Annotated in this window: 11 protein-coding genes; 1 reads left to right on the forward strand and 10 read right to left on the reverse strand. The window is 59.9% G+C overall.

Annotated features, from left to right (window positions below; genetic code table 11):
* Positions 1–5: 5 nt before the first annotated feature.
* The 10 genes from PSH79_RS10450 to PSH79_RS10495 are packed head-to-tail and all read right to left on the reverse strand — an operon-like array spanning position 6 to position 11003.
* On the reverse strand, positions 6–1142 hold the full coding sequence (locus PSH79_RS10450; RefSeq protein WP_305442524.1) for a glycosyltransferase: 1137 nt from the start codon (positions 1140–1142) through the stop codon (positions 6–8).
* The gene (locus PSH79_RS10455) at positions 1135–2103 is read right to left on the reverse strand and encodes a glycosyltransferase (protein ID WP_305442526.1); all 969 of its coding nucleotides are present in this window, start codon (positions 2101–2103) and stop codon (positions 1135–1137) included. The genes PSH79_RS10450 and PSH79_RS10455 overlap by 8 nt, the downstream gene beginning before the upstream one ends.
* A complete protein-coding gene (locus PSH79_RS10460; protein WP_305442528.1) occupies positions 2100–3467 on the reverse strand; it encodes an O-antigen ligase in 1368 nt (455 codons plus the stop codon). The genes PSH79_RS10455 and PSH79_RS10460 overlap by 4 nt, the downstream gene beginning before the upstream one ends.
* The gene (locus tag PSH79_RS10465; protein ID WP_305442530.1) at positions 3464–4555 is read right to left on the reverse strand and encodes a glycosyltransferase family 4 protein; all 1092 of its coding nucleotides are present in this window, start codon (positions 4553–4555) and stop codon (positions 3464–3466) included. Before PSH79_RS10465 ends, PSH79_RS10460 begins: the two co-directional genes overlap by 4 nt.
* Positions 4552–6144, reverse strand: coding sequence for a Wzz/FepE/Etk N-terminal domain-containing protein (locus PSH79_RS10470; protein WP_305442533.1), 1593 nt, complete (start codon positions 6142–6144; stop codon positions 4552–4554). The genes PSH79_RS10465 and PSH79_RS10470 overlap by 4 nt, the downstream gene beginning before the upstream one ends.
* A 16-nt stretch (positions 6145–6160) precedes the next feature.
* The gene (locus PSH79_RS10475; RefSeq protein WP_305442535.1) at positions 6161–7183 is read right to left on the reverse strand and encodes a polysaccharide biosynthesis/export family protein; all 1023 of its coding nucleotides are present in this window, start codon (positions 7181–7183) and stop codon (positions 6161–6163) included.
* A gap of 21 nt (positions 7184–7204) precedes the next feature.
* Positions 7205–7852: a CpsD/CapB family tyrosine-protein kinase gene (locus PSH79_RS10480; protein WP_305442537.1), complete on the reverse strand. Its 648-nt coding sequence runs from the start codon at positions 7850–7852 to the stop codon at positions 7205–7207.
* Positions 7852–8598: a sugar transferase gene (locus PSH79_RS10485; protein WP_305442538.1), complete on the reverse strand. Its 747-nt coding sequence runs from the start codon at positions 8596–8598 to the stop codon at positions 7852–7854. Before PSH79_RS10485 ends, PSH79_RS10480 begins: the two co-directional genes overlap by 1 nt.
* Positions 8599–8616: 18 nt before the next feature.
* Positions 8617–9654, reverse strand: coding sequence for an NAD-dependent epimerase (locus PSH79_RS10490; RefSeq protein ID WP_305442540.1), 1038 nt, complete (start codon positions 9652–9654; stop codon positions 8617–8619).
* Positions 9651–11003: a UDP-glucose/GDP-mannose dehydrogenase family protein gene (locus PSH79_RS10495; RefSeq protein ID WP_305442542.1), complete on the reverse strand. Its 1353-nt coding sequence runs from the start codon at positions 11001–11003 to the stop codon at positions 9651–9653. Before PSH79_RS10495 ends, PSH79_RS10490 begins: the two co-directional genes overlap by 4 nt.
* Before the next feature lie 389 nt (positions 11004–11392).
* Here PSH79_RS10495 and PSH79_RS10500 point away from each other — a divergent pair, with 389 nt between their 5' ends.
* The gene (locus tag PSH79_RS10500; RefSeq protein ID WP_305442544.1) at positions 11393–13093 is read left to right on the forward strand and encodes a sulfatase-like hydrolase/transferase; all 1701 of its coding nucleotides are present in this window, start codon (positions 11393–11395) and stop codon (positions 13091–13093) included.
* The last annotated feature ends 129 nt before the right edge of the window (positions 13094–13222 follow it).

Raw genomic sequence — 13222 nt, forward strand, 5'->3', positions numbered from 1 at the left:
TCCTCTCAACGATTCTGGTCAGGATTCCACTGTGCGTAGCGTTGCCCGCGCAGGAACTGCCACAGGCCGACGCTCATACCTGCCAGCGTCACCAGCAGGAACGCCGCGAGGCGGAACGGTTTGGGCAAACGGTGTTGCGAATCCAGCAGGCCGGCGATGGCAACCGCGTAACCGATCAATTGCGCAACCAGGCTCAAGCGATAGAAACCGTGCTCGTTCCACAGCCAGAAATTGCTCAGCAGCAGCGGCAGCAACAGAATCGGCGCGAGGCGGCGGATCAGTTTGTGGCTGATCAAGGCAATCGAGTACAGGCCGTACTTGAGCGGATTTAGCAGTGCGCTGCGTTGCGCCAGGCTTTGCAAGCCACCGACGGTGACCCGCTGACGGCGGCGCCATTGCTTGTCCGCCTCGTCGACGCCCTGGTCGATTACTTGCGCCTGGGGTACGTAAACGATGCGTTTGCGCGCGACCGGCGCGCAGGTACTGATAAAGAAGTCATCGTTGACCTCGGCCGGTACGGTTTGGAACAGCTCGCGGCGCAAGGCGAGCAGGGCGCCGTCGGCGGAGACCATGCAGCCGGTGCGATTCTCGACCCGGCGCAGCCAGCCTTCGTAATGCCGATAGAGGCTGTCGCCAATACTCAGGCCGCCACCGGTGACCGGGATCACCATGTGCCCGGCGCAGGCACCGACCTGCGGATCGCTCAACGGCGCGAGCAAATGGCCGAGGGTGTCGCGCGACCATTGGTTGTCGGCGTCGGTGAACACCAGAATGTCGCCGCAGCTCACGGCGACGCCGGCATTCAGTGTGGCGGCTTTGCCCTGGCGCGGCAGGTCGAGCACGGTGATGCGCGGATCGATCACTTTGCGCGCGCAGGCCACGGTGTCATCGGTCGAACCGTCGCTGGCGAGAATGATCTGCAGCGCGGCGGGCTCGTAATCCTGGGCCAGCAGGGTACGCAACTTGTGCTCGATGTGCCGCGCCTCGTTGTGTGCGGCGATCACGATGCTGATGTTCAGCGGCGGCGCCGGGCTGTGACGCCAGGCCGGGAACAGCGGCGCCAATAGCGTCAGCAGCAGCGGATAACCGATATAGGCGTACACCGGCAGCAACAGGCACATCCAGAAAATGAATTCAGCCACGGGCGGGCCTCCTGGCATTCCAATGACACAAACTGAGAATGAATGCTGCGCTGACCAGGTGCAGGCGCAACCAGTGCAGACCCCAGAGTTGCAAGGTCAGGCCTGCGTTGTGTTGCGTGAGGCTTTGACGCACGCTGAGCAGCAGACTCGGCAGCAGCGCCAGTAGCAACAGGATCATCGCGTGGAGTACGAACCCCACGAGCAAGGCCACAATCGCCAGAAAATCCAGAACCCAGACCAGCAACGACAGCAGCGGAAAACGCAGCAGGCGCAGGCTCATGCCTTGGGTGCGCAGCAACTGCAAGTGACTGCCCTGACGCCACAGTTCCTTGCCCATCCATTCGCGCCAATTCATCTCGTAGCCCCAATGCAGGGCGACGCTGTTATTGACTGCCAGCAGTCGCGCGCCGTGTTTGCTCAGACGCAGGGTGTATTCCTTGTCCTCGCCGGTGCGCAGGGTTTCGTTGAATCCGCCGCTGTCGTCGAACCACTGCTTGCGCATCAGCAGGTTGGCGCTGGGCAACCATTCCACGTTGCGGGTGGCATGTTTTGACGGGCGCAGCATGCGACGTTGCCACGCGCTCGCAAACCAGGGCGCGGCGGCAGGGGTGTGCAGATCCAGGCCGAAGATGTCGCCCTGAGCTTGCGCCTGGAGGGCGAACAAACGAGTCAGCCACTCTTCAGGCATTTCGATGTCGGCGTCGATGAACGCCAGCCATTCGCCGCTGGCAAGCGCTGCGCCACGATTGCGCAAGGCACCGATCGGCAGGCCGGGCATGACCAGTACTCGTGCGCCGAAGGTGCGGGCGATCTGCGGGCCGTTATCGCTGGAACCGTTGTCGACCACGATCAGTTCGCAGCCGATTTGAGCTGCATTCGCCGCCTTCTGCGCCGCCAACAGGGTGCGGCCAATGTGCCGCGCTTCGTTGTACATCGGGATGACGACACTGATGAGGCTCATGCCTTGGCCTCCGTCAGGGGCGATTGCTCAGCCTTCAGACGCAACACCCAGGTCAGCGCGAGCATGATCCAGAGATATTTCAGGTTCGGCGCGCTGAGAAACATCAAAAACAACGTCAACGACAGAAAGCTCATTCCAAGATGGGTAATCAGGTCCGCGTGCTGCCACTCGCGCCGTTGCAGCCATGCGCGTCGTGCGCGAATCAGGTTGTAGAAACCCTGCGCGAGCAGGCCGACAAACAGCAGGCCGGCGGGAATCCCCAATTCGCTGAAAATCTCCAGATAAGTGTTATGCGCCCGACGGTACAAGTCGCCGATCTTGCGGTTGGCGGAAAACGCCTTGGCATAACCGGTGGTGGCGTAGTGCAGCGGGAAGGTGCCGGGACCGGAGCCGAGCAGCGGATGCTCGCGGATGATCTGGCTGCCGACGACAATGTACGAGGCGCGACGGCCGAGGGATTCATCCTGAGCCTTGGCCCCGGCGCTCAAGATACTCAGCGACTGGATGCGCGCCAGATAACCGGCAGGCATCGCATAAATCGCCAATGGCAGCACGATGGCGGCGCCGAGCATGGCGAATCCGAAATGCCGGGGGCGGATGCGGGTGAGGTGCTGGCGGTAATGCCAGACCCCGATCGCCAGACTCAAGGCCAGTACCACCAACCCTGAGCGCGACTCCGTCTTGGTCATGCCGCCGAGCAGCAAAAGGCAGCAGCCAGCCCAGAACAAACGTTGCAGCAGGTTCGGGCTGCGAATCACCAGCAGCAGGCCCAGCGGCACGGCGAAGGCGATCAGCAGAGCAAAGGCATTCGGGTCTTCGAGCAGGCCGGCGGCGCGGCCCTTGTCCTGGAATTTGCTGGAAAACATCGCCATCGCGCAGGTCGTGCTGATGCTGAGCGTGACCAGCCGGGCGAACAGATCGAGGTTCAGCTCGCGGCCGACCAACAAGGTGATCACGAACAGAATCAGGCCCACGCTCAGTTCACGCAGATGACTCTGTGACATGCCCATGTTGTCGGTGGCGAGCAGGCTCAGCAGGTACAACGCCATGAAGCCGATCAGGTAGCGCCACAGATTGCTGCGCAGGCGGTGCGATGGAATCTGATGCAAGGCCAGTTGCAACGCCAGGATCAGCGCCAGCGAAGCACCGAGGAACTTGCTCCCGGAAAACACGCTGTCCTTGAAGAACCCTTCAAACGGCACCAGCGCGGCAATGCCAAGCAGGCCCCAGGACGGTTTGCGGTACAGCACCGTGAAACCCAGCAGCCCCAGCACTGCTCCCGGCGCCAGAAACGGATAAGGACTGACCAGCAAAGCCATGCAGACCAGTGCCAGCAGGCTGACGATCGAGAGCGGGAAAATCATGCGCGTGCCTCCCGTGCCGTGTAGATGTACAGCTGCGACCAGCGTTCAGCCAAAGCCTTGAGGTCGTAGCGTTCCTGTTGTGTGCGTCTGGCGTTGTCGCGTAGTTTTGCGGCCAGCTTCGGTTCGGCCAGCAACGTGTCGAGCTGACGGGCGAGGGCGACGGTATCGGTCGGTGCGGCGAGGAGGCCGTTGTGGCGGTCCTGCAAGACGTCGGGAATGCCACCGACCGCGAACGCCACCACCGGCACACCGGCCTGCATCGCTTCGAGCAGAATCATCGGCGTACCCTCGGTGCGCGAGCTGATCACCAGCGCATCGAGTTGCTGCCACCAGCCTTGCATCGCCGTCTGATAGCCCGGCAAGCGAATCCGCTGTTGTAAACCGGCAGCGTCGATACGTGCCTGCAAGGCCTCACGTTCCGGACCGTCACCGAGCATCACTGCGTCCAGTTGCGGATGCTGGTGACACAGTGCAATCAGCGCATCGAGAAACAGATCCGGGCCTTTCTCGCTGCTCAACCGACCGACGTAACCGGCCAGCCAGCGTTGTCGTTCCAGCGCCGGCGGCATCGCTGGCGCCGCTGGCAAACCGTTGGGAATCACCTGCAACTTCTCTGCACGGACGCCGGCCTGACGGTGCAGCGCAGCAATGCTTTGCGCTACGCAGACCACCCGTTTCACCGAGGCCGTGCGGCACAGCTGCAGGCTTAGCCAGGTGTAGAGCTTCTGCTTGCGACTGCGCGGGGTGAAACCGTGCTGAGTGATCACCAGCGGCAGGCGCAACAGCGTTGCGCCGAACCAGCCGAACAGTAGCCCTTTGAAGTTGTGCGTGTTGAGCAACGGCTTGCCACCACGGTGCTGATGCAAGTGCCACAGCAGTCTGCCGAGCCCGGCACAGCCGCGAGCGTCCACCCCGGCCTCGCGAAAGCGCTCGATCAGCTCTGGTGGTGCGTCGAGGAACAGCACCTGATGCTGCCCCGGCGTCGCCAGGCAATGATCCAGCAACATCCGCTCGGCTCCGTAGAAGCCGCCGCTGCTGAGCAAATGAATGATCGGCAGCGCGACGCACGGGGTGGACGCCGCGTTCAATTGCGCACCCAGTGAACCAGGCTGGGCATGGTCCAGTTCTTGTGCGGATTGCCGGGCTGCGACGTTTCTTCGTTGAGCACCAACAGCACCGGCAGGCCCAGTTCATGACTGATTTGCGCAGGATGCTTGAAGCGGTGATCGAAGAACTCACGCACATAGACGAAGGCAATGGCCAGCAGCAAACCGGTGAGCAGGCCGAAAGGAATGATCAGCATCGGTTTCGGAAAAGCTGCTTCGGTCGGTTCAAACGGCGGACTCAATACACGGGCATTGGACAAGTCGTTATCGAACGCGCGTGCCGTGCTGCTTTCGGCGAAGCGTTGCGCATAGGTTGAAAAAGCTGCGTGCAACGCGCCGATCTCGGTATCCATCTGACGCAGCTTGCTTTGGGTTTGCTGCAATTGATGGATTCGATTCTTGAACTCGGTAATACGCGCGGTTTTCTGCTCGATGACCTGGCTGACCACCGACAGGTCGATCGTGCGTTCCTGAATGCGGTTGTTGACCACTTTGAGGAACTGCTGGCGTGTGCGGGCAATTTGCTCGCGGGCCAGCAACATCGGTTCGCTACTGGGCTGAAATATCGCGAGGTCGTTCATATAGCGACTGACCTGAGTGGTCAGTTGCTCGCCCATCTGCCGAATCTCGCGATCCTCGAACGCGATGTTGTCCACCGTCGTCGTAAAGGTGAACGGAAAGGTGTAGTCATTGAGTTTGTTGGTGTTGGCGGTGGCCAGGCTGGTTTTCAGGTAATCGAGCCAGCGCTGGCTTTGCAGCAAGCGATCGCGATACAGGTTGAGTGCCTGCTCTTCGGTGTTGATCGCGTTGAGGCGAAAGGTGATTTCCTCTTTCGGATCAGACGAACCGACGCTTTCCAGCAGGCTCAGCCGTGCGCCTTCCAGACCATCGAGGCGGACCTGATACTGATGCTTTTTGGTCTCGTAGAACGATTGCGGCAGCTCGATCGATTGCAGCGCCTGACGATCGACCAGATAGTTTCGCAGCAGCGTGGCAACGAACGTCGTGCCCTGGGCAGGATCAGGGAAGCTGTAGACGATCGAGATGACATTGGAACCCGGCAGGGTTTCGATCTTCAGATTGTCGATGGCGTCCTGGGTCAAGCCATCCAGTGCCGTGTCGCGCACCGGATCGGTTTCCATGCCCATTGCATCACGCAGCGGATTGATCACATATTCGCGCAGCGGCGTGCTGACGTAACGCTTGAACGGTTCGCCGGCCAGCTTGCTGAGCATCCCCGGGGGAGGGTTGTACTGACCCTGGTCGCGCAGTTCGCTGATGGTCTGGCGAATCAGCGCCGGCGAACGGAGGATATTGCTTTCGGTTTCCATGTCTGCCAGCGATGGCGGAATGAAGGTGGCGTTGTCCTGGGTCAGCGATGTGGTCGCATCGCCCTGGGAAAGTTTTTTCGACTGCACGATCACCTGCGCGGTGATATCGAAGCTCTGTTTGAGCAACAGCGGCAGCAACAGCGCGATCACTGCAAAGATCAGGAAGATGCGCTTCACCAGTTGCTTGTTGGCGAAGAAAATCCTGAAGAACTCATGCAGGTAATTTTCTTTTGGGTTCATGTCGTTCACCTGAGAGTCAGTTGTCACTGCCTTTGTTGTCGACGCGGTAGCCGAAGCTGAACCCCACGCCCTGGAACAGCACCACGTCGGCCAGTTGCCTGGCGAGTTCGCCGGCGCTGGCAAGCTTGGTTTTCGGCACGTAGAGCATGTCGTCCGGTTGCAGGTAGGCGATTTGTGGTGCCTCACCCGACAACGCTTTCTCGACGTCGTAATTCACTGCCTGAACCTGATTGCCATTGCGCCGCATGATCACCACCGAATCGAGACGCGCCTTGACATTGGTACCGCGCGCCAGGGTCAGCGCCTCAAGCACCGACACCGGCCGGCGGATCGGGTACGAGCCCGGCTGAGCGACTTCGCCGAGCACGTAGATCTCATTGCCCGCGGTGGATTTGAGCAGCACATCCACGGTCATCCGCCCCGGCAATTGCGCGTACTTCTGGTTGAGGAAGGTTTCCAGTTGATTGATGGTCATGCCTTGCAGCGGCACAGCGCCGATTTCCGGAAAACTCGCATAACCATCGGTGCCGACGGTGATTTCGCGGCTCATGCCGGTGGCCGGGTGGTTCAGCGCGCTTTTGAGGTTTTGCTCGTTGCTCAGCGGGCTCAGAATCTGCACCGTGAGCTGATTGCGGTTGGGCTGGAACAGCTGCTTGCGTTGATAGGCGCGCTGGATTTCCTGCCGGGCTTCGTCGCTGGTCAACCCGGCGATTTTCACCGAGGTGTTGGCGCCCGGCAGTTCGATAGTGCCGTCAGGCAGCACCAGTTGCGTGCCGTTGAGCTGACTGGCGGCGGTGAAGTTCAGGCCGATCTGGTCACCCGACTGGACGCGATAAGCGTCCGAGCCGCTGGTACTGATGTGGAAAATCACATCCAGCACGTCTTTCGGGCGCAGGGTCTGCTCGACCCTCGGCATGTCGGTGGCCTGTGCATTGGCCGGCGTGGCGGTGAGGATATTCACCGGCATGTTGCGGGTGTCGGTATTGCTGGAGCAGCCTGCAAGCGGCAGCAACAGCAGGACAAGCATTCTGGCGTTCATGGCGTCATCCTTTGCGTTCGCTTACAGGTTTTTGTAAAGCCATTTGGGCATGTAGTACTTGCGCCGGTTGAACACGCTACCGACCACTTTTGCCCCGGCCTGGGTCAGGCGTTGCACGGCGGCCTGGGCGACTTCCCAGCGAGTGTCTTCGGCGCGTACGACAAGCACCACGCCATCGACCTGAGTGCTGATGACCAGCGTGTCGGCGTCGGAATACACCGCGTCGCCATCGATCACCACGAAGCGGTACTGGCTGCCCAACTGATCGAGCAGCGGGCTCAGACGCTCGGCGGTCAGGTGTTCCAGGGTGCGGATCGGCCGGCCGTTGGGCAGTACGTGAAACGGCAGGCTCGACACCTGCACCACGCAGTCCTGCAACAGCGGCGGGTTATGCGGGTTGAACAGCAAGTCGCGCAGACCACGCTCCTTGCTCAGGTTCAACTGCTGGGTGAGATTGCTCGCCGATTGGCTGGCGTCGACCAGCAGCACCTGGCCGCTGCTCATCTGCGCCAGTTGGCTGGCCAGCGCCAAAGCGCTGGTGGTGGTGCCGGCGCCGGGATTGGCGGCGGTCAGGAACAGGATCCGCAGATCAAGATCCAGCACGGTCGAGGTCAGGTTCGATTCGCTGGGATTGGCGATGCTCAGACTTTTGTTGGTTGAACCGTCCATTAGCTTGCTCCGTGGCCGCTGAATACTTTGAAGGGGGTTTTCAACAGGATCTTCAGATCAAGCAAAAGGCTTTGCTCGGCGATATAGCTGAGGTCCAACTCAACGCGCTGGTCGAAGTCGATGTTGCTGCGTCCGGAGATCTGCCACAGGCCGGTCATGCCGGGGTAGATAGCCAGACGTGCGAGGTGATTGTCCTTGTAGCGGTAAGCGTTGAACGAGGTCGGGCGGGGGCCGACCAGGCGCATGTCACCGGTCACCACGTTGATCAGATTGGGCAGTTCGTCGAGGCTGGTGCGCCGCATGAAACTGCCAATGCCGGTGACGCGTGGGTCCTTGTCGATCTTGAAGTCGATGGCGTCGGCCCCGTGCTTGTTGAGGTGACGCAGCGACTCTTTCAATTCTTCGGCGTTGCTGACCATGGTGCGAAATTTGTACATGCCGAATTTGCGACCGCGGTAGCCGGTGCGTTTCTGCACGAACATCACCGGCCCCGGGCTGGTGAACTTGATGGCCAGGCCCAGGCCCAGCAACACAGGGGAAATCAGCAGCAGAATCAGCAGCGCGCCGAAACAGGCGACCACCCGATTGGTACGCGACAGTTGCCATGGACGACCGCCGTCGCGCCCCGTGAACCAGCCGCGACCCTGGCGATGAATCGCCGCATCGAGGCGCATTCGGTGCTCGGGATCGACGCGCTTGTCACGACGCATCTCTTGGATCGGCACACCTTTTTCATGTCCAGTCATGGAGTCCTCCACATAAATTCAGCCGCGAGCGGCGCGTGGGCGATAGGCAGTGGGGTAGTAGTCGCGAAACCAGGCGATGAACCGCTCCAGTCCTTCATCCAGCTCTATCCGGGGCTGGAACCCGGTGGCCTGGGCCAGATCACTGGCCTCGGCGCAGGTGTTGAGCACGTCGCCCGGTTGCAGCGGCAGCAGCTCGACAATGGCTTTCTGGCCGAGGTGTTTTTCCATCAGGGCCAAGTAGGTTTTCAGCTCCACCGGGTGTTGCCCGCCGATGTTGAACAGCCGCCAAGGCGCCATGCTGCTGGCCGGGTCGGGCTGCTCGCGATCCCATTCGGGCTGGGGCAGCGGTGGCTGATCGATGAGACGGGCGATGCTCTCGATGATGTCGTCGATGTAGGTGAAATCGCGTTGGTGCTCGCCGTAGTTGAATAGCTTCAGCGGCTCGCCCTCGCTGATTGCCCGGGCGAACTGGATCGGCGACATGTCCGGCCGCCCCCATGGTCCGTACACGGTGAAAAAGCGCAGGCCGGTGCAAGGGATGCCGAACAGATGGCTGTAGCTGTGCGCCATCAACTCGTTGGCTTTCTTGGTCGCGGCGTATAGCGACAACGGATGATTGACCCCGTCCTTCACCGAATACGGCGTGCGCTGATTGGCGCCATACACCGAGCTTGAGGAGGCGTAGATCAGGTGCTCGACCGGGTGATGCCGGCAGCTTTCAAGAATGTTCAGGAAACCGTTGAGGTTGCTGTCCAGATACGCCCGCGGATTTTCCAGCGAATAACGCACACCGGCCTGCGCGGCGAGGTGGATCACCACTTGCGGACGTTCACGGACAAACAGCGCGTCGATGGCCGACGCATCGGCCAGGTCTACCGTAGCGAGCTGGAAATCGCCGACCTGCTCGCGCACCCATTGCACGCGGTCGTGCTTGAGCTGTGGGTCGTAGTAGGCGTTGAAATTGTCCAGACCGACCACCGCGTGCCCGTCGCGCATCAACCGAAGGACGCAATGGGCACCGATGAAGCCGGCCGCGCCGGTGACCAGAATCTTCATGGCCGTGCGCCTTCGGGGGCGATGTGGCGCAGGCCGATGCCGCTGTAGTGCAGGCCGGCGGCGGCTACTTGTTCCGGGTTGTAGAGGTTGCGGCCATCGACGATGACTTTTGAGCGAAGTTTTTCGGCCAGCAGCTCGAAATCCACCACACGAAAGTTTTTCCACTCGGTGCAGATCACCAGGGCATCAGCATCTTCCAGGGTGTCGTCGCGGGTGGCGCACAGGTGCAGGTCGTTGCGGTAACCGTAGAGGCGCCGGCATTCGGACATCGCTTCCGGGTCGTAGGCCTGCACACTGGCGCCTTCGGCCCACAATGCATCCATCAGGTAGCGGCTGGGCGCTTCACGCATGTCATCGGTGTTTGGTTTGAACGCCAGACCCCAGATGGCGATGGACTTGCCGGCCAGGCCTTGGGGGAACTGCGCTTTCAATTTGCTGAAGAGAATGTGCCGCTGCAGATCGTTGACGTCGGTGACGCTGCGCAGCAGTTTCAGCGGCATGCCGTTGTGTTCGGCGGTGTGGAGCAGGGCGCGCAAGTCCTTGGGAAAGCACGAGCCACCGAAGCCGCAGCCCGGATAGATGAAGTGATAACCGATGCGCGGGTCGGAGCCGATGCCTTTGCGCACCGCTTCGATGTCGGCCCCAAGCAGTTCGGTGAGGTTGGCCAGTTCGTTCATGAAGCTGATGCGGGTGGCGAGCATCGCGTTGGCTGCGTACTTGGTCAGCTCGGCGCTGCGATTGTCCATGAACATCAGTTTTTCGCGATTGCGGCAGAACGGTGCGTACAGCTCGCTCATCTGCTCGCGGGCTTCTTCGTCACGGGTGCCGACGATGATCCGGTCCGGGCGCATGCAGTCGGCGAGGGCGCTGCCTTCCTTGAGGAACTCGGGGTTGGACACCACGCGTACCTGCAAATCGATTTTGCCGCGGCGCAGCAGTTCGCTGTTGGCGGCGGCCAACACCTGATCCGCCGTGCCGACCGGCACCGTGGATTTGATGATCAGCGTGCGATCGGCCTCCATGTGCGAAGCAATTTGCCGGGCGACGTTGAGTACGTGGCTGAGGTCGGCGGAACCGTCCTCATCGGCCGGAGTGCCGACGGCGATGAAGATCAATTCGGCATGCTCGACCGCGTCGCTGGCCTGGGTGCTGAACAGCAGACGCCCGGCCTTGATGTTTTCTTCAAGGGTGCTGGAAAGTCCTGGTTCACTAATAGGCGGCACGGCTTGTTGCAGTTGTTTAATCTTGTTCGGGTCAATATCAACACATAAAACCCGATGCCCTACATCTGCAAGTGCGGCGGCTTGAATAAGTCCAACATAGCCCGTGCCAAATACGCTCACGTCCATCTGCGCACCCTCGATAGAGCGAAAAGAAGAAGTTCGGAAGAAGACTGTAAAAGGGGTATAGCGCAGGGTTTGAAAAGCGTGTCAGCAAAATGACATGTTGCACCTGTATAACACTTGAGCGTTTTTTGGCGATTAGCCATCAAGTCATTGCTGCGATTGGATTTGTTGATTTTTTGCAGATTTGTTCAGATTTAAAATAAGCGATGGATGGTCGTAAGCCGCTAGTCTTAAGGCTTGTAGCGTTTCCAGTGTGTCAGATTTGAGTCATCTTTTTTTTGACGCTTTCTAGAAAAAACAGTCAATTCTTGCGCTTTTATGGCCGGGTGCTAGTGTCAGGTTCTGACCGACAAACCTTTGACTTTCTGCCGTTTTGCACGAGCGGTATCGCCATGTTCAGATACGCCAAAGAACTGCTGTTAATTGTTTATTTGCTGCTTTATTCCGAATATTACATAGAGCGGTTAAATGCTATCGGCTTGGGTTTCACTGTGCTTCTTTTTGGCGCGATGTTTTTGACGCTTACTTTGGCGTTATATCTAACTGCCTATATAAGGCAAACTCTCGTTCGACATTTGTTCGCATTGACGATGTTTGTCTCGGCGGTGTTCTTTGATGTTTATACCCGGGTCACGGCGGATTACCTGAACTACAGCAGCTTCGTCTCGCTGGTGTATTCCGGCGGGTTCATACAGGAGGCGGCGTACCAGTACCGAGACGCGATCATCCACGGCGCATTCAGTGGCTTGTTGCTGTTGTTTGGCATCGGTCTGAAACCACGGCATTCACTGAGGGTGCCGAATGCATTGCGCGTTGCGGCACCGATCTGTGGCGTGCTGCTGCTCAGTGCCGTGCTGTTTTTGCGTGCGGGCGAGGGCGCCCGTGGTTTGCCGATCATGTACACGCCGCTGGCCTATCTGAACCTTTTTGCCTATGAAGCGCTACACAACACCGTCGGCCCGCGTGAGCCGGTAACGCTGACGCGCAACGCGCAAGCGGTCGGCCATGACATCGTGCTGATCATCGACGAAAGCATTTCCGGCAATTACCTGGACATCAACGCGCCGTTCGGCGTGCACAGCAACCTCAAACAACCGCATGCCGGCGTCGACATCTTCAATTACGGTTACGCCGCGTCCATTGCCAATTGCAGCGCCGACACCAACATTACCCTGCGTTACGGCGGCACCCGCGCCGACTACGTGCGCATCAACAGCACGTTGCCGTCAATCTGGCAGTACGCAAAAAATGCCGGGCTGCGCACCGTATACATCGACGCCCAGCGCACAGCCGGCAACCTGCAGAACCTGATGAACGATACCGAGAAAAAGCACATCGACGAGTTTGTGCAATTCGACCAGACCAGCGTGCGCGACCGCGACATGGCCGCAGCGGCGAAGCTGATCGAACTGCTCAACGACGATAAGTCCGAGCTGATCCTGATGAACAAGGTCGGCGCGCATTTTCCGGTGCACGACAAGTACCCGGATGCCTTCATGGCCTACCGCCCGACTTTGCCGCGTGGGCAGTTCACTGAAGTGGCCGACACTGGCGAGCGCAACGGTTTCAACGGTCAGCCGGATGACTGGATGCTCTACCGCAACGCCTACAAGAACACTGTTTTATGGAACGTCGGCGAGTTCTTTGCTCAGGTGTTTGCCCAGGCCAATCTGAACAATGCGTTGCTGATCTACACCTCTGATCACGGCCAGGATCTGCATGAGCGCGGCAACCCGGGGCTGAACACTCATTGCGGTGGCGATCCGGTGGAGGAGGAGGGGTTGGTGCCATTGGTGGTGATTTCCGGTAGCAATCTGAAGACGCTGGATTGGTCGGCGCAACTGGCGGCGAACAAGGATCGCTCCAGTCACTACAACATCTTCCCGACCCTGTTGCAGTTGATGGGTTACGACCTGGCGGGGATCGAAGCGATGTACGGCAAGCCGCTGACGGTGCCGACGGCGGATGAGTTCACCTTCAACTATCGGTTCAATGCGCGGCTGGGCGCCAAGCCTGAGTGGAAGCATATTGATCTGGGCAGCATTGTGACCCCGGTGCAGGCGCCGACCAGTGTGGCGGCGGGGCAGCCCTAAAAGATCGCAGCCTTCGGCAGCTCCTGCAGGAGGCCGCTTTTCAATGTAGGAGCTGCCGAAGGCTGCGATCTTTTGATCTTGCTTGAGCCTTGGATTCTGGTCTGTCACCGGCATCCGCTATCCTTGCCC

This window comes from Pseudomonas sp. FP2196, assembly GCF_030687715.1.
Taxonomy (GTDB): Bacteria; Pseudomonadota; Gammaproteobacteria; order Pseudomonadales; family Pseudomonadaceae; genus Aquipseudomonas.

Bases quoted from the DNA above. Each gene is read 5' to 3' on its own strand.
- PSH79_RS10455 (WP_305442526.1), bottom strand. From the start codon at position 2,103: ATGAGCCTCATCAGTGTCGTCATCCCGATGTACAACGAAGCGCGGCAC.
- PSH79_RS10460 (WP_305442528.1), bottom strand. From the start codon at position 3,467: ATGATTTTCCCGCTCTCGATCGTCAGCCTGCTGGCACTGGTCTGCATG.
- PSH79_RS10470 (WP_305442533.1), bottom strand. From the start codon at position 6,144: ATGAACCCAAAAGAAAATTACCTGCATGAGTTCTTCAGGATTTTCTTC.
- PSH79_RS10475 (WP_305442535.1), bottom strand. From the start codon at position 7,183: ATGAACGCCAGAATGCTTGTCCTGCTGTTGCTGCCGCTTGCAGGCTGC.
- PSH79_RS10480 (WP_305442537.1), bottom strand. From the start codon at position 7,852: ATGGACGGTTCAACCAACAAAAGTCTGAGCATCGCCAATCCCAGCGAA.
- PSH79_RS10485 (WP_305442538.1), bottom strand. From the start codon at position 8,598: ATGACTGGACATGAAAAAGGTGTGCCGATCCAAGAGATGCGTCGTGAC.
- PSH79_RS10490 (WP_305442540.1), bottom strand. From the start codon at position 9,654: ATGAAGATTCTGGTCACCGGCGCGGCCGGCTTCATCGGTGCCCATTGC.
- PSH79_RS10495 (WP_305442542.1), bottom strand. From the start codon at position 11,003: ATGGACGTGAGCGTATTTGGCACGGGCTATGTTGGACTTATTCAAGCC.
- PSH79_RS10500 (WP_305442544.1), top strand. From the start codon at position 11,393: ATGTTCAGATACGCCAAAGAACTGCTGTTAATTGTTTATTTGCTGCTT.